The sequence below is a fragment of the Streptomyces sp. NPDC044002 genome (assembly GCF_056434525.1).
Map to the genome: position 1 here is coordinate 59,055 of NZ_JBWKEZ010000033.1, position 20,026 is coordinate 79,080.

15 protein-coding genes are annotated in these 20,026 nt (G+C 74.5%); 14 read left to right on the top strand and 1 reads right to left on the bottom strand.

What is annotated here, in order from left to right:
• Positions 1–53: 53 nt before the first annotated feature.
• A complete protein-coding gene (locus AC07A6_RS23850) occupies positions 54–1,277 on the top strand; it encodes a serine hydrolase domain-containing protein (RefSeq protein ID WP_478778437.1) in 1,224 nt (407 codons plus the stop codon).
• 175 nt (positions 1,278–1,452) lie between these two features.
• Here the strand turns inward: AC07A6_RS23850 and AC07A6_RS23855 are convergent, their stop codons facing one another.
• Complete coding sequence (locus tag AC07A6_RS23855; protein WP_362463105.1) at positions 1,453–2,010, bottom strand: HNH endonuclease; 558 nt, start codon at positions 2,008–2,010, stop codon at positions 1,453–1,455.
• Positions 2,011–2,290: 280 nt separating this feature from the next.
• Here AC07A6_RS23855 and AC07A6_RS23860 point away from each other — a divergent pair, with 280 nt between their 5' ends.
• The 13 genes from AC07A6_RS23860 (at position 2,291) to AC07A6_RS23920 (ending at position 19,991) form a co-directional block, all read left to right on the top strand.
• Positions 2,291–3,367: a mechanosensitive ion channel family protein gene (locus AC07A6_RS23860; RefSeq protein ID WP_478778438.1), complete on the top strand. Its 1,077-nt coding sequence runs from the start codon at positions 2,291–2,293 to the stop codon at positions 3,365–3,367.
• A gap of 124 nt (positions 3,368–3,491) precedes the next feature.
• On the top strand, positions 3,492–4,706 hold the full coding sequence (locus tag AC07A6_RS23865; protein WP_478778439.1) for an ROK family transcriptional regulator: 1,215 nt from the start codon (positions 3,492–3,494) through the stop codon (positions 4,704–4,706).
• Between the two features lie 55 nt (positions 4,707–4,761).
• Positions 4,762–6,096: an ABC transporter substrate-binding protein gene (locus AC07A6_RS23870; RefSeq protein WP_478778440.1), complete on the top strand. Its 1,335-nt coding sequence runs from the start codon at positions 4,762–4,764 to the stop codon at positions 6,094–6,096.
• Positions 6,097–6,101: 5 nt separating this feature from the next.
• Positions 6,102–7,064, top strand: coding sequence for a carbohydrate ABC transporter permease (locus AC07A6_RS23875; protein ID WP_478778441.1), 963 nt, complete (start codon positions 6,102–6,104; stop codon positions 7,062–7,064).
• Positions 7,065–7,067: 3 nt separating this feature from the next.
• Entirely contained in the window at positions 7,068–7,907 is an 840-nt protein-coding gene (locus AC07A6_RS23880; RefSeq protein ID WP_478778442.1) for a carbohydrate ABC transporter permease, read from the top strand.
• 5 nt (positions 7,908–7,912) lie between these two features.
• Positions 7,913–9,178: a 6-phospho-beta-glucosidase gene (locus AC07A6_RS23885; protein ID WP_478778443.1), complete on the top strand. Its 1,266-nt coding sequence runs from the start codon at positions 7,913–7,915 to the stop codon at positions 9,176–9,178.
• On the top strand, positions 9,169–10,140 hold the full coding sequence (locus AC07A6_RS23890; RefSeq protein WP_478778444.1) for an N-acetylglucosamine kinase: 972 nt from the start codon (positions 9,169–9,171) through the stop codon (positions 10,138–10,140). Before AC07A6_RS23885 ends, AC07A6_RS23890 begins: the two co-directional genes overlap by 10 nt.
• A 225-nt stretch (positions 10,141–10,365) precedes the next feature.
• Positions 10,366–11,772 (top strand): hypothetical protein, encoded by a 1,407-nt coding sequence (locus tag AC07A6_RS23895; RefSeq protein WP_478778445.1) that lies wholly within the window; start codon positions 10,366–10,368, stop codon positions 11,770–11,772.
• A 5-nt stretch (positions 11,773–11,777) separates the two neighbouring features.
• A complete protein-coding gene (locus tag AC07A6_RS23900) occupies positions 11,778–12,779 on the top strand; it encodes a glutamate ABC transporter substrate-binding protein (protein WP_362463078.1) in 1,002 nt (333 codons plus the stop codon).
• A gap of 113 nt (positions 12,780–12,892) precedes the next feature.
• Positions 12,893–14,152 carry a hypothetical protein gene (locus tag AC07A6_RS23905; RefSeq protein ID WP_478778446.1) on the top strand — a complete coding sequence of 420 codons (1,260 nt, stop codon included), beginning with the start codon at positions 12,893–12,895 and terminating at the stop codon, positions 14,150–14,152.
• 5 nt (positions 14,153–14,157) lie between these two features.
• On the top strand, positions 14,158–16,968 hold the full coding sequence (locus AC07A6_RS23910; protein ID WP_478778457.1) for a serine/threonine-protein kinase: 2,811 nt from the start codon (positions 14,158–14,160) through the stop codon (positions 16,966–16,968).
• Between the two features lie 3 nt (positions 16,969–16,971).
• Positions 16,972–18,621, top strand: coding sequence for a PP2C family protein-serine/threonine phosphatase (locus AC07A6_RS23915; protein ID WP_478778447.1), 1,650 nt, complete (start codon positions 16,972–16,974; stop codon positions 18,619–18,621).
• Between the two features lie 41 nt (positions 18,622–18,662).
• Complete coding sequence (locus tag AC07A6_RS23920; protein ID WP_478778448.1) at positions 18,663–19,991, top strand: vWA domain-containing protein; 1,329 nt, start codon at positions 18,663–18,665, stop codon at positions 19,989–19,991.
• The last annotated feature ends 35 nt before the right edge of the window (positions 19,992–20,026 follow it).

Genomic DNA, 20,026 nt, shown 5'->3' on the forward strand with positions numbered 1-20,026 from the left:
ATGTAGCTTCGAGCGAGTTCAGAGGTTCTCAAACACTCACGGGGAGATCGACGATGGGACAGAACGGCTTCACCGAGGCGGGCCTGCGCAAGATGCGCGACGTGCTGACCCGGCACGTCGAGTCGGGGAAGATCCCCGGCCTCGTCGCCCTCGTCAGCCGCGGCGACGAGACGCACGTCGAGGCGATCGGGACCATGCACCACGACGGCGGTGCCCCGATGCGGCGGGACACGATCTTCCGGATGGCCTCCACGTCCAAGCCGGTCGCGATGGCGGCCGCGATGGCCCTCGTCGACGACTGCGAGATCCGGCTGGACGACGCCGTCGAGGAGTGGCTGCCCGAACTCGCCGGCCGCCAGGTCCTGGCGCGGATCGACGGCCCGCTGGACGAGACCGTCCCCGCCCGGCGGCCGATCACCGTACGGGACCTGCTGAACTCCACCTTCGGACTCGGCATCGACCTGACGGCGATGGGCTCCCCGATCACGGCAGCCCTCTTCGAGCGGGGCGTCTTCACCCAGGGCGGCGAGCCCGCACCCGAGCAGGACGAGTGGATGCGCCGCCTCGGCACGCTCCCCCTGATGCGCCAGCCCGGGGAGCAGTGGCAGTACCACATCAGCCACGACGTGCTCGGCGTCCTCGTCTCCCGGGTCACGGGCAAGCCGTTCGAGACGTTCCTGCGCGAGCGCGTCCTCGACCCGCTGGGCATGAAGGACACGGGCTTCCACGTGCCCGCCGACAAGATCGACCGGCTGCCCCCCAGCTACGCCCCCGACCCGCAGACCGGGGAGTTCCACGTGTGGGACGAGGCGGCGGGCGGCCGGTACAGCGCGCCCCCGGCGTTCCAGTCCGGCGGCGGCGGCCTGGTCTCCACCGTCGACGACTACCACGCGTACTTCCGCATGCTGCTGAACCAGGGCACGCACGGCGGCGAGCGGATCCTGTCCCGGCCCGCCGTCGAGCTGATGACCACCAACGGCCTCACGGCCGAGCAGGAGGCCACCCGGTCCGCCCTGGCCCGGAACAGCGTCCACGTGTCCTTCGGCCAGGGCCAGCAGGGCGGCTGGGGCTTCGGCATGGCGGTCCGCACCTACCGCGGCGACTACGCGCCCGTCGGCCAGTTCGGCTGGGACGGCGGCACCGGCACCTCGGCCTACGCCGACCCGCACAACCAGCTCACCGGCGTCCTCCTCATGCAGGTGGGCCTCACCAACCCGGCCCCGGCCCGGGTCATCCACGACTTCTGGACCACGACGTACCAGGCCCTGGAGAACTGACCCAGCCGAACCCGGGGCTCCGCCCCCAGCCCCGCCGGCCAAATCCAGCCCCGCCGGCGTTTGAGGCGCGGGGGTCTGGGGGCGGAGCCCCCAGAAGGGGTCCGGGCGCAGCCCGGGGAACGGGCGAAGGGCGGGTGGGGGACCTCGCCCCGCGCGGCAGGGGCCCGGCGCCCCGTCAGGAGGCGGCGGCAGCCGGGGCCGGGGTCGGGACCCCGATGCGCTCCAGCGCGTCCTGCGCCCCGTACGGCTGGAGGTACGGCATCCAGCGCGGATCCCGGTGCCCCGTACCGATGATCCGCCAGGCCAGCCCCGACGGCGGAGCCGGCTGGTGGCGCAGCCGCCAGCCGAGTTCCAGCAGGTGCCGGTCCGCCTTCACGTGGTTGCACCGCCGGCATGCGGCGACCACGTTGTCCCAGACGTGCTGGCCCCCGCGGCTGCGCGGGATGACGTGGTCCACGCTCGTGGCGACGGCTCCGCAGTACATGCAGCGGCCGCCGTCGCGGGCGAACAGCGCGCGGCGGGTGAGTGGAACGGGCCCCCGGTAGGGGACCCGCACGAAGCGCTTGAGCCTGACCACGCTGGGCGCGGGGACGGCTCGTGTCGCGCTGTGCAGGAAGGCGCCCGATTCCTCCAGGGAGATTGCCTTGTTCTCCAGGACGAGGACGAGCGCGCGGCGGAGCGGTACGACGCCGAGGGGCTCGTACGACGCGTTGAGGACCAGGACGTGCGGCACGGACTGCCTCCTTGTACGTCGGCGGCGCGTGGCTCGCGCCGGGACGATCTGCTCTCAGTCTCCCCTTACGGCTGGTCGAAGCGCCACCACGCGCCGGTAACGGGCCCGGGGTGTTTTCAACCACACTTCCTTTCATCCCCAGGTGAGTCCGGTCTCTCCCTCGAACAACGCAACGAGGTCGGTCCTGTGCCCCGTTAGTGTGGATGGAGCCTGCCCGCACAGCCAGCACGACCGTACGACCGTTCCGCGGGCGGCCCGCTATGCCCTGGAGGTTCCCGCCGTGCCCTCGCCCGCCACCCTGCTACCGCAGGCAGCGTCCACCACCGACGACGCCGCCGAGAGCGTGACGAACGCCGCGAGCTTCGTCGAGGAGAACTGGGCCACCTGGCTGAGCATCGGCCTGCGGATCCTGCTGATCATCGTGATCGCGGTGGCGCTGCGCAGCGTGGTCCGCAAGGCCCTGACGAAGCTGATAAGCCGGATGAACACCAGTGCGGAGGCCGTGGAGGGCACGGCGCTGGGCGGGCTGCTGGTCAACGCCGAGCGGCGGCGCCAGCGGTCGGAGGCGATCGGCTCCGTGCTGCGTTCGGTGTCCTCGTTCCTGATCCTCGGTACGGCCGCGCTGATGGTGCTGGCGGCGCTGAAGATCGACCTGGGGCCGCTGCTGGCGAGTGCCGGTGTGGCCGGTGTGGCGATCGGTTTCGGTGCCCGCAACCTGGTGACGGACTTCCTCTCCGGCGTGTTCATGATCATGGAGGACCAGTACGGCGTGGGCGACAAGATCGATGCCGGGGTGGCCTCCGGCGAGGTGATCGAGGTCGGCCTGCGCGTGACCAAGCTGCGCGGCGACAACGGTGAGATCTGGTACGTCCGCAACGGCGAGATCAAGCGCATCGGGAACCTGAGCCAGGGCTGGGCGACGGCGGGCGTGGCCGTGCAGGTCAAGCCGACGGAGAACCTGGCGCACATCCGCGAGGTGGTCCAGGGGGTCGCGGACACCCTGGCGAAGGAGACCCCGTGGGACGAGCGCCTGTGGGGTCCGGTGGAGGTGCTGGGCCTGGACGAGGTGCTGCTGGCCTCGATGACGGTGAAGGTGTCGGCGAAGACCATGCCGGGCCAGCAGTTCGCGGTGGAGCGCGAGCTGCGCTGGCGGATCAAGGACGCCTTCGACGCGGCGGGCATCCGGATCATCGGCGGCGCGCCGGCCCCCGGTGAGGACGAGGCCGCCCCGGCCGACCCGGCGGCGGCCGTCGCGGCGCCGTCCGCGCTGGCCAACCCGGCCTCCCCGCAGTCCCTGGCCACCGCCCCGATACCGCCGGCGCCCGCCCCCGCGCCGGGGGTCCGGCTGCCCAAGTAGGCTCCCGCGCCCACGCCGTACGCTGCCCCGCCGGTCCGTTCCGGCGGGGCAGCGGCATTGACAGGCCTCCGAAGCCGATAGGAAACTTACCTAACAGTCTCCTCGGTGAGGGAGGGACCCCGCCATGCCCGCCGCCACTCCGGGAACGCCCAGCCTGCTCCGCGCCATGAACGACCGCGCCGCCCTGGAGCTGCTGCTGGCGCACGGCCCCCTGTCCCGGACCCGGATCGGGCACCTCACCGGGCTGTCGAAGCCCACCGCCTCCCAGCTGCTGGCCCGGCTGGAGGCCGCCGGGCTCGTCGTCGCCACCGGCACCGACGGCGGCCGCCCCGGCCCGAACGCCCAGCTGTACGCGCTCAACGCCCGCGCCGCCCACGTCGGCGGCCTCGACGTGACCCCCGACCGGGTGCTCGCCGCCGTCGCCGACCTGGCCGGCACCGTGGTCGGCGGCTTCGAGCTCCCCTACACCGAGGGCGCCGACGCCGTCGGCCAGGTCACCCGCGCCCTCGGCGGAGCCCTGGAGGACGCCGGGCTGGCCCTGCCCGACCTGCACCGCCTGGTCATCGCCACCCCCGGCGCCTTCGACCCGCGCTCCGGCCGGCTGCGCTACGCCAGCCACCTGCCCGGCTGGCACTCCCCCACCCTCCTCGACGAACTGGCCGCGGCCCTGCCCCTGCCGGTCGAGTACGAGAACGACGTCAACCTCGCCGCGGTCGCCGAGCAGCGCCTCGGCGCGGCCCGCGGCCACGAGGACTTCGTCCTGCTCTGGAACGAGGAGGGCCTCGGCGCCGCCCTCGTCCTCGGCGGACGGCTGCACCGCGGCTGGACGGGCGGCGCGGGCGAGGTGGGCTTCCTGCCCGTGCCCGGCCACCCCCTGGTCCGCCAGGTCACCCGGGCCAACACCGGCGGCTACCAGGAGCTGGCCGGCGTACAGGTGCTGCCCGCGCTCGCCGCCGCGGCCGGCCTCGGCCCCGCCCCCGACGCCCCCGACGCCCCGCACACCGCGCAGGTGGCCGCCGGTGCCGAGCTGCTGCGGCGGGCCGCCGCCGAACCGGAGGGCGCCCGCCTGGCCTTCCTCCGGTCGTACGCCACCGCGCTCGCGACCGGTCTCGCCTCGCTGGTCGCCGTACTGGACCCGGAGATCGTGGTCCTGTCGGGCGCCCTGATCACCGCGGGCGGCGACCCGCTGCGCGCCCTGCTGGAGGACGAGCTCGCCGAACTGGCCCCCTCCCGGCCGCGGCTGGTCACCGGCGAGGTGCGCGAGCGGCCCGTACTGCGCGGCGCCCTGGAGAGCGCACTGGCCGCCACCCGCGAGGAAGTCTTCGACACCTCCCGCTGACACCCCCAGCCCGTCCCCCTCATCCGGAGTTCTCCCCCAGAGAGCGAGCACCGCCATGCCCCGAGCCGCACGCCTGACCACCACCGCGGCCGCCCTTGCCGCCATATCCGTACTCGCTACCGCCTGCACCGGCCAGGGCGGCGCCGGCGCCGCCGACGATCCCAAGGCCGACGTCACCATCGCCTTCTGGCACGGCTGGTCCGCGCCCTCCGAAGTCAAGGCGATCCAGGACGGCATCGACCGCTTCGAGAAGGCCCACCCGAACATCAAGGTCAAGGCCACCGGCAACATGACCGACGACAAGATCAACCAGGCACTGCGCGCGGGCGGGGACAAGGCCCCCGACGTGGTCTCCTCCTTCGCCACCGACAGCGTCGGCAAGTTCTGCAACTCCGGCGCCTTCGCCGACCTGAACCCCTTCATGGAGAAGTCCGGGATCGACGGGGCGAAGGTCTTCCCCGCGACCCTGCTGGAGTACACGCGCTACAAGGGCAACCAGTGCACCCTGCCCCTGCTGCACGACGCCTACGGCCTCGTCTACAACAAGACCGCCTTCGCCGCCGCCGGGATCACCGAAGCTCCCGTGACGTGGAGCGAGTTCACCGAGGTCGCGCAGAAGCTGACCAAGCCCAAGGGCGACTCGTACGAGCAGCTCGGCGTGATGCCCACCTTCCACGGCTACGAGACCACCCCGATGCGCCTCGCCGCGCAGTGGAGCCCGACCTACTTCACCGCCGACGGCAAGTCCAACCTGGCCGGCGACCCGGCCTTCGCGAAGATGCTGACCGCCCAGAAGGACCTGGTGGCCAAGCTCGGCGGCCACGAGAAGCTGGAACGGTTCCGCGCCGGCTTCGGCGACGAGTGGAGCGCCGAACACCCCTTCCACAAGGGGCTCGTCGCCATGCAGATCGACGGCGAGTGGCGCCCGGCCATGGCCAGGGCCGCCGGCGTCCCCTTCGAGATCGGCACCGCCCCGCTGCCCGTGCCCGACGACCAGCGGGCCGACTACGGCAAGGGCTACCTCTCCGGCACCATCATGGGCATCTCCTCCGCGAGCCGGAAGCAGAACGCCGCCTGGGAGCTGGTCCGCTACATGACCACCGACACCGAGGCCGTCGTCGCCTTCGCCAACGCCATCCACAACATCCCGTCCACGCTGGCCGCACTGCAGTCCCCGCAGCTCCAGGTCACCCCCGAGTCGAAGACGTTCCTCGACATCGCCCGGCACGCGAAGTCGAACACCACCCCCGCCCGGGCCGACGGCGGCGCCTACCAGCTGACCTTCCAGGACTTCGCGTACGCCGTCGAGAAGGGCGACGTACCCGACCTCGCCGCCGGGCTCGCCAGGACCGACCGGCAGATCGACACGGACATCGCGAAGGCCGAGTAGCCCCGATGACCCCGGCCGCGGACACCCCGCGCACCCCCGCCCTGCGGGCCAGGCACCGGCGCGCCGCCCTGCGGACCCTCGCCTTCCTGTCGCCCTGGCTGATCGGCTCCGCCGTTTTCTTCGCCTACCCGCTGCTGTCCACCGTCTACTTCTCCTTCACCCGCTACGACGGCTTCCGGCCCCCGGTCTTCAACGGCCTGGACAACTGGAGCTACGTCTTCACCGACTATCCGCTGTTCTGGCCGGCCATGCGCAACACCCTGTGGCTCGTCGTGGTCATGGTGAGCTGCCGGGTCGTCTTCGGCCTCGGCGTCGGACTGCTCGTCACCAAGGTCAAGACCGGCGCCGGTCTCTTCCGGACCCTGTTCTACCTGCCCTACCTGGCCCCGCCGGTGGCCGCGACCCTCGCCTTCGTCTTCCTCCTCAACCCCGGCACGGGCCCGGTCAACACCCTGCTGGACGCCGCCGGGCTGCCCGCGCCCGGCTGGTTCACCGACGCCGGCTGGTCCAAGCCCGCGCTCACCGCCCTCGCGCTGTGGGGCACCGGCGACCTGATGGTGATCTTCATGGCCGCGCTGCTCGACGTACCGAAGGAGCAGTACGAGGCCGCGGAGCTGGACGGCGCCGGGGCCTGGGCCCGCTTCCGGCACATCACCCTGCCGAACATCTCCCCCGTCGTGCTGTTCGCCGTGGTCACCGGGGTGATCCAGGCCATGCAGTACTACACGCAGCCGACGGTCGCCTCGAAGGCCGCCGCCGGGATCATCGGCGGCTCCGGCCAGCAGACCGAGCCGGGCTACCCCGGCAAGTCCACGCTGACCCTCCCCCAGACCGTCTACCACCTCGGCTTCCAGCGCTTCGACTACGGCTCCGCCTGCGTCCTGGCCCTGGTGCTGTTCGCCCTCTCCATGGCCTTCACCGCGCTCCTGATGCGCCGCCGGGGCGGACTGATCGGAACGGGTGACTGATACATGCGCGCACACCGCCGCAAGGCCGCACTGCACTGGGTCGGGGTGCACTCCCTGGCCGTCGCCGCCGCCCTGTTCTTCGTCCTCCCCTTCGTCTTCCTCCTCCTCACCTCCCTGATGAGCGACCAGCAGGCGCTCACCCGCGAGCTGTGGCCGCGCACCTGGGAATGGGGCAACTACGCGCAGGTCTGGCACACCCCCGGCTTCCTGACCTGGTGGCGCAACACCCTGCTGTACGCCGGGCTCGGCACCGTGCTGACCGTGGTGTCCTCGGTGCCCGTCGCCTACGCCCTCGCCAAGTTCCGCTTCCGCGGACGGCGCACGGTGCTGCTCCTGGTGATCGCCGCGATGATGCTGCCGCCGCAGGTGGTCGTCATCCCCATGTACCTCTTCTGGGCGAAGCAGCTCGACCTGTCCGGCACCCTGTGGCCGCTGATCGTCCCGCTGGCCTTCGGCGACGCGTTCGCGGTCTTCCTGCTGCGCCAGTTCCTGCTGACCATCCCCGACGAGTACCTCGACGCGGCCCGCGTCGACGGCTGCGGCGAGGTCCGCACCCTGCTGCGCGTCGTCCTGCCCATGGCGAAGCCGGGCATCGCGGCCGTCGCCCTGTTCCAGTTCTTCTACGCCTGGAACGACTACTTCGGCCCGCAGATCTACGCCTCCGACAACCCGGCCGCCTGGACCCTCAGCTACGGCCTGGAGTCCTTCAAGGGGGCGCACCACACCAACTGGAACCTGACCATGGCGGCGACGGTGCTCGTCATGGCCCCGGTGATCGTCCTCTTCTTCTTCGCCCAGAAGGCGTTCGTCGAGGGAGTCACCCTGACCGGAGTGAAAGGCTGATCCCGATGAAACTCGCAGTGGTGGGCGGCGGTTCCACCTACACGCCCGAGCTGGCCGACGGCTTCGCACGGCTGCGCGACACCCTGCCCGTCAGCGAACTCGTGCTGGTCGACCCGGCCGCCGAACGGCTGGAGCTGGTCGGCGGCCTGGCCCGGCGGATCTTCGCCCGGCAGGGGCACCCGGGGCGCGTCACCACCACCTCCGACCTGGACGCGGGCGTCGCCGGCGCCGACGCGGTGCTGCTGCAGCTGCGCGTCGGCGGGCAGGCGGCCCGGCTGCAGGACGAGACGTGGCCGCTGGAGTGCGGCTGCGTCGGCCAGGAGACCACCGGCGCGGGCGGGCTCGCCAAGGCCCTGCGGACGGTCCCGGTGGTCCTGGACATCGCCGAACGGGTCCGCCGGGCCGCCCCCGACGCCTGGATCATCGACTTCACCAACCCGGTGGGGATCGTCACCCGGGCCCTGCTCCAGGCCGGGCACAAGGCCGTCGGGCTGTGCAACGTCGCCATCGGCTTCCAGCGCAAGTTCGCGCGGCTGCTGGACGTGGCGCCCGCCGAGGTCCACCTCGACCACGTCGGCCTCAACCACCTGACCTGGGAACTCGGGGTCCGGCTCGGCGGCCCGGACGGAACCGACGTGCTGCCGCGGCTGCTGGCCGAGCACGGGGACGCCGTCGCCGCCGACCTGCACCTGCCCCGGGCGCTGCTGGACCGGCTCGGCGCGGTGCCCTCGTACTACCTGCGCTACTTCTACGCCCACGACGAGGTGGTCCGGGAACTCGGCGAGAAGCCCTCGCGGGCCGCCGAGGTCGCCGCGATGGAACGTGAACTCCTCGCCCTGTACGCCGACCCCGCGCTCGACGAGAAGCCCGCACTGCTGGCCAAGCGGGGCGGGGCCTTCTACTCCGAGGCCGCCGTGGACCTCGCCGCGGCCCTGCTGGGCGGCGGCGGGCCGTCCGTCCAGGTGGTCAACGCCCGCAACGGCGGCACGCTGCCGTTCCTGGCGGACGACGCCGTGATCGAGGTCCAGGCACGGGTCGACGGCGGCGGCCCGGTACCGCTGCCCGCACCCCGGCTCGACCCCCTGTACGCCGGGCTGGTCGCGCACGTCGCCGCGTACGAGGACCTCGCCCTGGACGCGGCCCTGCGCGGCGGGCGCGAGCGGGTCTTCAAGGCCCTGCTGGCCCATCCGCTCGTCGGACAGCACGACCTCGCGGAGGGGCTGGCCGACCGGCTCCTCGCGCACAACAAGGAGCACCTGCCGTGGGCGTAGCCGTCGTCGCGATCGACGCGGGCAACAGCAAGACCGACGCCGCGCTGGTCGCCGCCGACGGCACGGTCCTCGGCACCGGGCGCGCCGGGGGCTTCCAGCCGCCCGTGTCCGGTGTGGAGGCGGCCGTGGACGTCCTCGCGGAGGCGGTGGCCCGGGCGGCGGCGGCCGCCGGGCTGCCCGGGGTGCCGCGCGCGGCCCGGGTCTCGGCCTGTCTGGCCAACGCCGACCTGCCGGTGGAGGAGCGCCGGCTCACCGAGGCGGTGGCGGCGCGGGGCTGGGGCGCGGCCACCGAGGTGCGCAACGACACCTTCGCGATCCTGCGGGCGGGCGCGGACGGCCCGCTCGGGGTCGCCGTGGTCTGCGGGGCCGGCATCAACTGCGTGGGCATGCTGCCCGACGGGCGGACCGCCCGCTTCGCCGCCCTCGGGCAGATCTCCGGCGACTGGGGCGGCGGGGGCGGCCTGGCCCAGGAGGCCCTGTGGTGGGCGGCCCGCGCCGAGGACGGGCGGGGCGGGCCGACCGCCCTGGCGGCGGCGCTGCCGGGGCACTTCGGGCTGGCTTCGATGGCGGCGCTGATCGAGGCGGTGCACCTGGGCGTGCTGGACCGGGGGCGGCTGCACGAGCTGGTGCCGGTGCTGTTCGCGGTGGCGGCGGCGGGGGACGCGGTGGCGGCGTCGCTGGTGGAGCGGCAGGCCGAGGAGGTGGTGGCGCTGGCGTCGGTGGCGCTGGAGCGGCTCGGCCTGCTGGAGCGGGAGGTGCCCGTGCTGCTGGGCGGTGGTGTGCTCGCGGCCCGGCACCCGGGCCTGAACGGCCGGATCGGGGAGCTGCTGGCCGTGCGCGCCCCGCTGGCCCGGCTCTCGGTGGTCACGGCCCCGCCGGTGCTGGGTGCGGCCCTGCTGGGCCTGGACGCGCTGGGCGCGCCGCCCGCGGCGATGGCGAGGCTGCGTGCCCGGTTCGGGTGAACCCGGGGCGCGGGCGCGCGTGTCTGGAACCACGGGGGCCGCTGCGGCGTATTGACGGTGAAGGGTGACGGGGGAACGGCCGGGGGCAGGAGCCGGGGGCGGCGGCCGGAGGTCCGGCGAGGGGGTCCGGGAGGGGGATCGTCCAAGATCGGGCACCGGGTGCTGTGGTCGGGCGCCGCTACGGCCATACTGCTGCGGAGCAGAGGGACCGAGGGGGAGGTCACGGTGGCCATCACGACACGCGCGTCCGCGCCCGGGGGCGGTACCTCCGGGGCGCCCGCCGGACCGGACGGGAGACCGTCCGCGCCGCCGGGGCGCAGTACGGCCTGGGCCGAGGGTGTGGAGCGGGTGCGCGCCGCGGCGACGACCGAGCCGGGCCGGCTGCGGATCATCGGCGCGGTACTGGCCGCCCTGGTCGTGCTGTTCGGGACGGTCGCGGTGTGGGAGGTGTCCGGCCGGGTCACCGCCGCGGAGGACGTGGTGGGCCGCAGCCAGCCGCTGAGCGCGGACGCCGCGAGCATCTACCGCTCCCTCGCCGACGCCGACACGGCCTCCTCCAGCGGTTTCCTCGCGGGCGCCCAGGAGCCCCGGGAGGTCCGCCAGCGGTACGAGAAGGACATCGCGAACGCCTCCCGGCTGCTGGTGAGCGCGGCCGCCAACACCGGGGCCGGCGGGGAGTCCCGCAAGGAGATCGCGCTGCTCGGCGAGCAGCTGCCCCGGTACACCGGTCTGATCGAGCAGGCCCGCGCCACGAACCGGCAGGGCCTGCCGCTGGGCGGTGCCTACCTGCGCTACGCGAACGAGCAGATGAGCACGGTGCTGCTGCCGGCGGCGCAGCGGCTGTACGAGGCGGAGACGGGCCGGCTGTACACGGACTACGACCGGGCCCGGTCCTGGCCGGTGGCGGCGACGGGCGCGGGCGTGCTCGCGCTGGGCGCCCTGGTGTGGGCGCAGCGGCGCAACTACCGTCGTACCAACCGGGTCTTCAACCACGGGCTGCTGGCGGCGACGGCCGCGGCGGCGGTGGTGCTGCTGTGGCTGGCGGTGGGGCAGTCGGTCGCGCGGGCGGGGCTGGGCGAGGCCCGGGCCGACGGCCAGGAGTCCCTGAAGGTGCTGAACGACGCGCGGATCGCCTCGCTCCAGGCGCGGGCGAACGAGAACCTGACGCTGATCGCGCGGGGTGCCGTACTGGCCGAGGACAAGAAGTCCGACAAGTACGACGTGGACTACGAGAAGAACATGAAGCAGCTCGACGCCGGGCTGGCGCGGGCGCTGCGGCTGGCCGACGACGCGAGCGGCCGGGAGCCGGTCTCGAAGGCCGTCGAGGGTGTGGCGCAGTGGAAGCAGCGGCACGCGGCGGCCCGGGACGCCGACATGAAGGGCGACTACGAGCAGGCCCTGCCGCGGGTCATCGGGGACGCGCAGCACAAGGACAGCAGCGGGGCCTCGTTCGACACGGTGGACGCCTCCCTGGAGCGGGCCGTGGCCCATGAGCAGAAGCAGTTCACCCTGGCCGCCCGGGACGGGCTCGGTGCGCTGGGCGGGCTGGTGACGGGCTCGGCGGGGCTGGCGGTCGCCGGCGCGGTGGCGGCCCTCCTCGGCATCGGTCGCAGGCTTTCGGAGTACAGGTGAGTTCGATGCGGATACGAGGCACACGGGTGCGGCGCGCGGCGGGCCGGCTGCGCGGCTGGGGCGGGGTGAGCGCGATGGCCGCGGCATGCGCGGTGACGGCCGCGGCGGTGCTGCTGCCGCTGGCCGGGTCCTCGCCGTCCGGTGGTTCCGGGGTGGTGCACGATCCGGCTTCGGTGGCGGTGGTCCCGTACGCGCCGGCCGACACCTGCCAGGATCCGGAGGCCAGTCTGCGCCCGTCGGGGCTGGACGGGCCGGCGATCGAGCGGATCCGCAAGGCGGGCAAGCTCGTGGCGGGCGTGGACCAGAACAGCTTCAAGTGGGGCTACCGCAATCCGGACGGCCACCTGGACGGTTTCGACATCGACCTGGTCAAGGCCATAGCGAAGGACATCCTGGGGAACGAGGACCTGGTCATCTACCGGGCGATCCCGACCAGTCAGCGCGTCCCGGCGCTCCAGGAGGGGCGGGTCGACATCGTGGTGCGGACCATGACGATCAACTGCAAGCGGCTGGAGGACGTCGCGTTCTCGACGGCCTACTTCGAGGCGGGCCAGCAGGTGCTGGCCCCCAAGGGTTCGCCGATCACCGGCTACGACGCCTCGCTGAAGGGCCGCCGGATCTGCACGGCGGCCGGTTCCACGGCGGAGGCGGCCCTGAGGTCCCAGTCGTACGGGTCGGTCGGGGTGTCGGTGGCGAACCAGCTGGACTGCCTGGTGCGGCTCCAGCTGGGCGAGGTGGACGGGATCATCACGGACAACGCGCTGGCCGCCGGGCAGGCGGCGCAGGACCCGTCGGTGCAGCTGGTCGGGGCGCCGTTCACCCGCGAGTTCTACGGGGTGGCGATGAACAAGGACGCCCCGGACCTGGTGCGCCGGGTGAACAAGGTGCTGGAGAACTACCGGGCGGGCGGTGACCAGAGCCCGTGGGCGACCTCCTACAAGAAGCACTTCGAGGACGTCCTGCCGAAGGCGAGCGTGCCGCCGGCGCCCAAGTACCGGGACGGCTGAGGCCCATGGCGGATTCGGAGCGGTACGTGAGCGAGCGGGGCGGACTTCATGCGGCGGACGGTGCCCGGGCGGGCGGGTTCCGTGCGGGGCGGCCGGGGGCGGGGGCCGCGGTGATGGACCGGGACGACGTGGACCGTGCGCTGGCCCGTCTGGGCGCGGAGCACGAGGCCGTGGAGACGTCCCTGCTCGCGCTGCAGGACCACGCGGGCCGGCGGCTGCTCGAGGGCGCGGCGCTGAGCGGGGTCACCAAGGAGCGGTGGGCGGCCGCGGACGCGTCGGTGACCCGGCTGTGGACGTACTTCGACGCGTACAGCGGGGCGCTCGCGGCGGCCCGGGAGATCCGCGAGCGGCGCCGCTGGCCGAGCCGGGAGGACCTGGCGGAGCTGACGGAGCGGCTGCGCGGGCCCGGGGTGACGATCGCCGGGGCCGGGGTGGAGGGCATCGCGCTGGCGGAGCGCTTCTCGCTGGCGGAGCTGGTGTCCCGGATGAACGAGCTGTACGCGGCCTCCCTGGACGTGGTGGTCGCCGCGGACGCGGTGTGGTCGGCGCTGCCCGCGCGGATCGACCTGCTCGCCGCCGAGCTGCACCGGACGCGTTCGCTGGCGCATTCGGTGGGGGTCCGGCCGGGCGAGCACCCCTCGGGGGACGACCTGGAGGAGATCACCGCCGAGCTGGCGGAGCTGCGGGAGGCGGTGATCGCGGATCCGCTGGCGTTCTGGGTGGCGGTGGCGGGGAGTTCCGCGCCGGGCGGGGGCCGTCCGGACACCGCCCGCTACGACCGGGCGGCGCGCGCGCTGGACGACGTACGCCGTGAGGTCGAGGCGGTCCTGACGGTGCGGCAGGACGCGGAGCAGCGGCTGATCGCGGTGCGGGACCTGCTGTCGCGGGCGGACCGGACCCTGGCGGAGGCGCGGACGGCGCGCGGCGAGGTGCTGGCGAAGATCGCGGCGTCGGAGGTGCCGGCGGTCAGCGGTCCGCCGACGGCCTTGCAGGAGCAGCTGGCGGCGGCGGCCGAGTACCGGCGGCAGTCGCAGTGGCACCGGCTGTCCCCGCTGCTCGACGCGCTGGAGGACCGGGCCGAGGAGGAACTGCGGCGGGCCCGTGAATCGTTGACCGCGGTGACGGCGCCGCTGGCGGTCCGGGCGGAGCTGCGCGGGCGGCTCGACGCGTACAAGGCGAAGGCGGCCCGGCACGGCCTGGCGGAGGACCCGCTGCTGATCGAGCGGTACGACGCGGCCCGGCGGATGCTGTGGAGCGCGCCCTGCGACCTGCGGGCCGCCGAGCAGGCGGTGTGGCGCTACCAGCAGGCGACGGCGGAGGCGCTGGCGCCGCAGGACCACCGGCCCGGACGGCCGGGGGAGGAGGAGGCATGAGCCTGATCGGATCGCCCTGCCTTCGTCCGGGCTGCCCGGGGTCGTACGAGGACATGGGCGGCGGCGAGGTGTACTGCGACACCTGCGGGCTCGCGCCGGTGGGCGCGGTCGCGGCGGGTGCGGAGGAGCTGGTGTCGCCGCCGACGGGGATGACGAGCGCCGCCCGGCAGGGCGACTCCCGGGGTTCGGCGGGTTCGCGCGGTTCGGGGCGTTCCTCGGCGTCGGCCCGTTCGTCGCGGTCCTCGCGTTCCTCGTCCTCGCGGCGTTCGGTGTCGGGGCGGCTGTCGCGCGCGCTGCCCGGTTCGGTGTCCACCCGGTCGGTGTCGGTGCGCAGTTCGGGCTCTTCGGCGTCGTCGTCGGGGCGCAGCCGGCTGGGCGCGGGGCTGGTCAGCGTCCCGGAGGTGCCGCGTCCGGATCCTTCGGCGGCGGTGCTGGAGAACCCGGAGGTGCCGGAGCGCAAGCGGTTCTGCTCGCGCTCGGACTGCGGTGCGCCGGTGGGCCGGGCGCGCGGTGACCGGCCGGGGCGCACGGAGGGGTTCTGCACCAAGTGCGGGCACCCGTACTCGTTCGTGCCGAAGCTGCGCGCCGGGGACGTGGTGCACGGCCAGTACGAGGTGGCGGGCTGTCTGGCGCACGGCGGGCTCGGCTGGGTCTACCTGGCGGTGGACCGGGCGGTGTCGGACCGGTGGGTGGTACTCAAGGGTCTGCTCGACACCGGGGACCAGGACGCGATGGAGGCCGCGATCTCCGAGCGGCGCTTCCTCGCGGAGATCGAGCACTCGAACATCGTGCGGATCTACAACTTCGTGGAGCACCTGGACCAGCGGACGGGGTCGCTGGACGGGTACATCGTCATGGAGTACGTGGGCGGCAAGTCGCTGAAGGAGATCGCCAACGAGCGGCGGCGGCCGGACGGGCGGCGCGATCCGCTGCCGGTGGAGCAGGCGTGCGCGTACGGGATCGAGGCCCTGGAGGCGCTCGGGCACCTGCACAGCCGGAACCTGCTGTACTGCGACTTCAAGGTGGACAACGCGATCCAGCAGCAGGACCAGCTGAAGCTGATCGACATGGGCGCGGTGCGGCGGATGGACGACGAGGAGTCGGCCATCTACGGCACGGTGGGCTACCAGGCGCCGGAGGTGGCGGAGCTGGGGCCCTCGGTGGCCTCGGACCTGTACACGGTGGCGCGCACGCTGGCGGTGCTGACGTTCGACTTCCAGGGCTACACGAACGTGTTCGTGGACTCGCTGCCCGATCCGGAGCACATCGAGGTGTTCCAGCGGTACGAGTCCTTCTACCGGCTGCTGGTGCGGGCGACGGATCCGGATCCGGGGCGGCGGTTCGCGTCGGCGCAGGAGATGGCCGACCAGCTGACGGGTGTGCTGCGGGAGGTCGTGGCGCTGCAGACGGGCCGGCCGCGGCCGTGGCTGTCGGCCCTGTTCGGGCCGGAACTGCGGGTTCCGGACACTGGGTTGTACGCGGACGCGCCGGGGGCGGAGGTGTCCCGGCTGGGCGTGCGGTCCGTGGCCCCCCGGCGGGGCGGGGGCCTGTTCGGCCGGCGCTCCGGCGGCGCGGGCGGCGCGGGTGCGGCCGGTGCCGTGTCGGCTCCGTCGGCAGGTGTCGCGGCGGTCGGCTCGGGCGGCGGTGCCGTCGCCGGGGGCGCGGGGGCCGTGGCTCCGGCCGGGGTCGTGGCTCCGGCTGCGGCCGAGGGCGCCGGTGCGGCAGGAAGCGGGGCGGCGTACGCCGGGGGCGGGGCGTTGCCCTCGCTCGGGACCACCGCCACGCACGTCGCCGGGGCCCCGGTTCCCGGGCCGCGGCACGCCGCCGCGGCGCCCGCGCAGGCGTTCGCGCCGCTCCCCGTGCCGCGTACGGCCGTGCCGGCGGCGGCTGGGCTGGCGGTGCTCGACGCCCGTGACACCGCGCTCGCCCTGCCGGTGCCGCTGGTGGACCCGGCCGACCCCAATGCCGGGTTCCTCGCCGGACTCCTCGCCTCCGCGCCCGCCGACCTGCTGGGCGCCCTGGCCGCGGCCCCCGCCGACTCCGCCGAGCTGCGGCTGCGGGAGCTGCGCGCCCGGCTCGAACTGGGCGAACTGGCCGTGGCCGGCGAAGCCCTGGCCGAGCTGGAGGCCCGCCATCCGGACGACTGGCGGGTGGTGTGGGCGCGCGGGATCGCCTCGCTGGCCACCGGGGACGACGAGATAGCGGCCCTGTCCTTCGACGCCGTCTACGACGCCTTCCCGGGCGAGCCGGCGCCGAAGCTGGCGCTCGGGCTGTGCGCCGAGGTCCTGGGCCAGCTGGACAACGCCGCCGAGTACTACCGGCTCGTCTGGATCACCGATCCGGGCTTCGTGAGCGCGGCCTTCGGGCTGGCCCGGGTCCAACTGGCCGCCGGGGACCGGGACGCGGCGGTGCGCACCCTGGAATCCGTACCGGAGGCGTCGATCCACTACACCGCCGCACGGGTGGCGGCGGTACGGGCACGCCTGCGCGACCGCTCCCCGGACGAGGAGCTGCTGGCCGACCTCGTGGCGGCTTCCGGCCAGGTGGAGGCGCTGCGGCGGTTCGGCCTGGACCCGGAGCGGCAGGAGCGGCTGGCGACGGAGGTCCTGGGCTCCGCCCTGGACTGGGTACTGTCGGGTAGCCGGGGTGCCGACCCCGGCCGGACCTCGCTGCTCGGCAGTCAACTGGACGAGCGGGGGCTGCGCTTCGGCCTGGAACGCTCCTACCGTGTCCTCGCCCGGCTGGCGCAGCGGGGCGAGGAGCGGATCGAACTGGTGGAACGGGCAAACCGTTTCCGACCCCGGACGTGGGTGTGAGTGATGTCGATGCATCGGCTGTCGGGCTGCCCCAGCTGCGCTGAGCCCCTGGAGGAGGGTGACCGTTTCTGCGGCGTGTGCGGATACGCCCTCTCCGCCGCGCCCCCGGACGCGGACCCCACCCCGACCCTCCCGGTCACCCCGACCGCGGGCGCGGCGGGCCGGGCTGGTCACGAACCCCCGGCCGGCCCCCCACCGGCCGTACCCGCGGCCCCTCCGGCCGCGCCCCCGGCATCTCCGGCCGTCGCGCCGGCACCTCCGGCCGCGCCGCCGGTCCTTCCGGCCGCGCCCCCGCCCCCGGCCCCGGCCCCGGCCCCGGCCCCGGCCCATCCTGCCGCGCCGCCGGCACCGGCCGCGGCTCCCGTGGCGGCGCCCGGCTGGGAGCCCGGGTACGGCGCCCCGGCGGGCGGTGGCCCGGCCGCGCCCGACGCCGCGCCCGCGCCCGCGCCCGCCCCCGTCCCGGCCGGGGCCGCGTACTCCGCCCCCGGCTACAGCGGGACCCCGGCCGGGTACGGCGTGCCCGCGCCCGGCTGGGAGGGCGACCCCGGCCCGGACGACCCCTGGGCCTCCGCCGCCACCGGCCCCGACGGCCCGCACGAAGACCCGTACGCCCCGGCCCCGGCCCCGGCCCCGCAGGGCACCGGCACCGGGGGCGGGGAGGCGTACGCGGCCGCCCCGCAGGAGGACCCGTACGCCGCCGCCCCGCAGGGCGAGGGCCGGACCTGCGTCGCCTGCCGTGCGGGCCACGTGGACACGGACGGGTACTGCGAGCACTGCGGCCACGCGCAGCCCCGCGAGCGGGACCACCTGGAGGAGGAGCTCTGCAGCGTCGCAGCCGTCAGCGACCGCGGCCTGCGCCACCACCGCAACGAGGACTCCTTCGCCGTCTCGGCCACCGCCCTGCCCGACGGCTCCGCCGCGACCGTCGCCATCGTCTGCGACGGCGTCTCCTCCGCCAGCCGCCCCGACGAGGCCTCGGCCGCCGCCGCCGGTGCCGCCAACGAGGCGCTCCTGGAAGCCCTTCCGCGCGGCGCCGACCCGGTGGAGGCCATGCACGGGGCGATCCTCGCGGCGGCCGCCGCGGTGACCGCGCTCGCCCCGCCGGCCCCCGGCGCGCAGAACGCCCCCGCCTGCACGCTGGTCGGAGCCGTCGTCAGCGGCGGCGTGCTGACCATCGGCTGGGTCGGCGACAGCCGCGCCTACTGGGTGCCGGACGACCGCGCCGCCCTGGCCCGCCGGCTCACCGAGGACGACTCCTGGGCCGCGCAGATGGTCGCGGCGGGCCTGATGGGCGAGGCGGAGGCCTACGCCGACGTCCGGGCCCACGCCATCACCGGCTGGCTCGGCGCCGACGCGTACGACCTCGAACCGCACACCGCCAGCTTCAGACCGGACCACCCCGGCGTGGTGGTCGTCTGCACGGACGGCCTGTGGAACTACGCCGAGTCCGCGCGGGAGATGGCGCAGGTCCTGCCCGCGGACGCCGCCGACCGGCCGCTGCACAGCGCGCAGGTCCTGGTCGGGCACGCCCTGGACGGCGGCGGCCACGACAACATCACCGTTGCCGTCGTGCCCTTCGCGGGCCCGGCGCAGCCCCACGCCCAGACCGAAGCGGAACCCGAAGCGGAACCGCAGGCCCGCCCCCGGGCCTGACCACCCGCCGCCCCAGCCGGCCCGGAGGAGGAGACCGACCGATGGCGAACTTCGCCAAGCCGAGCGCACCCCGCTTCAGCGTGGAGGTGTACCAGAACGAGTTCCTGCCCGAGGGCGGGCGGGACGTGCACGCCATCGTGACGGTCACCTCCACCGGCGGAGCCACGGCCACCGCCGCGCACGCGTCCGGCGGCCAGGACGCGGCCGTCGTGATCATGGTGGACTGCTCCGGCTCCATGGAGTACCCGCCGGACAAGATGCGCGGCGCCCGCGAGGCCACCGCCGCCGCGATCGACACCCTGCGCGACGGCACCGCCTTCGCCGTGATCGCCGGGACGCACGAGGCCCGGGAGGTCTACCCCGGCCAGGGCGGCCTCGCCACCGCCGGGCCCGCCACCCGCGCCCAGGCCAAGGAGGCCCTGCGCGGCCTGCGGTCGGGCGGCGGCACGGCCATCGGCACCTGGCTGCGGCTCGCCGACGGCCTGCTGCGCCGCACCCCGGCGACGATCCGGCACGGCATCCTGCTCACCGACGGCCGCAACGAGCACGAGGACCCGGCCGTGCTGCGCGCCACCCTCGACGCCTGCGCCGGCCGCTTCACCTGCGACGCCCGCGGGGTGGGCACGGACTGGGAGGTGAAGGAGGTGACCGGCATCGCGAGCGCGCTGCTCGGCTCCGCCGACATCGTCGCCGATCCGGCCCACCTCGCCGAGGACTTCACGCGCATGATGGAGCAGGTCATGGGCAAGGAAGTCGCGGACGTGGCGCTGCGCCTGTGGACCCCGGTCGGCGCGGAGGTCCGGTACGTCAAGCAGGTCTCGCCGTCCGTCCACGACCTGACCGGCCGCCGCACCGAGGCGGGCCCGCGCGCCGGGGACTACCCGACCGGCTCGTGGGGCGACGAGTCCCGCGAGTACCACGTGTGCGTCCGGGTGCCGGGGGCCGCCGTGGGCCAGGAGATGCTGGCCGCCCGCGCCTCGCTGGTCCTGCCGGGGCCGGACGGCGAGCCCCGGCCCCCGCTCGCGCAGGGACTGGTCCGCGCGGTGTGGACGGACGACCTCGCCGCGTCGACGGCCATCAGCCCCCAGGTGGCGCACTACACGGGACAGGCGGAACTCGCGGAGGCTATCCAGCAGGGCCTGGAAGCCCGCAAAATGGGCAATGTCGACAGTGCGACGGCGAAGCTGGGCCGGGCCGTGCAGTTGGCGAGCGCCTCCGGGAACGCCGACACCGCCAAACTGCTCGCGAAGGTGGTGGATGTCGTGGACGCGGCGGCGGGTACTGTGCGGCTGAAGGCGAAGGTCGCCGATGCCGACGAGATGACCCTTGAAACGCGTTCGACGCAGACCGTCCGAGTGAAGAAGACCTGAGAAGAAGCCTGACGCGATGACGCAGGAAAAAGGGG

What these genes read in the sequence shown, in the direction of transcription:
- AC07A6_RS23850 (WP_478778437.1), top strand. Translation starts at nt 54, where the DNA reads ATGGGACAGAACGGCTTCACCGAGGCGGGCCTGCGCAAGATGCGCGAC.
- AC07A6_RS23865 (WP_478778439.1), top strand. Translation starts at nt 3,492, where the DNA reads ATGCCCGCCGCCACTCCGGGAACGCCCAGCCTGCTCCGCGCCATGAAC.
- AC07A6_RS23870 (WP_478778440.1), top strand. Translation starts at nt 4,762, where the DNA reads ATGCCCCGAGCCGCACGCCTGACCACCACCGCGGCCGCCCTTGCCGCC.
- AC07A6_RS23875 (WP_478778441.1), top strand. Translation starts at nt 6,102, where the DNA reads ATGACCCCGGCCGCGGACACCCCGCGCACCCCCGCCCTGCGGGCCAGG.
- AC07A6_RS23880 (WP_478778442.1), top strand. Translation starts at nt 7,068, where the DNA reads ATGCGCGCACACCGCCGCAAGGCCGCACTGCACTGGGTCGGGGTGCAC.
- AC07A6_RS23885 (WP_478778443.1), top strand. Translation starts at nt 7,913, where the DNA reads ATGAAACTCGCAGTGGTGGGCGGCGGTTCCACCTACACGCCCGAGCTG.
- AC07A6_RS23900 (WP_362463078.1), top strand. Translation starts at nt 11,778, where the DNA reads ATGCGGATACGAGGCACACGGGTGCGGCGCGCGGCGGGCCGGCTGCGC.
- AC07A6_RS23905 (WP_478778446.1), top strand. Translation starts at nt 12,893, where the DNA reads ATGGACCGGGACGACGTGGACCGTGCGCTGGCCCGTCTGGGCGCGGAG.
- AC07A6_RS23915 (WP_478778447.1), top strand. Translation starts at nt 16,972, where the DNA reads ATGTCGATGCATCGGCTGTCGGGCTGCCCCAGCTGCGCTGAGCCCCTG.
- AC07A6_RS23920 (WP_478778448.1), top strand. Translation starts at nt 18,663, where the DNA reads ATGGCGAACTTCGCCAAGCCGAGCGCACCCCGCTTCAGCGTGGAGGTG.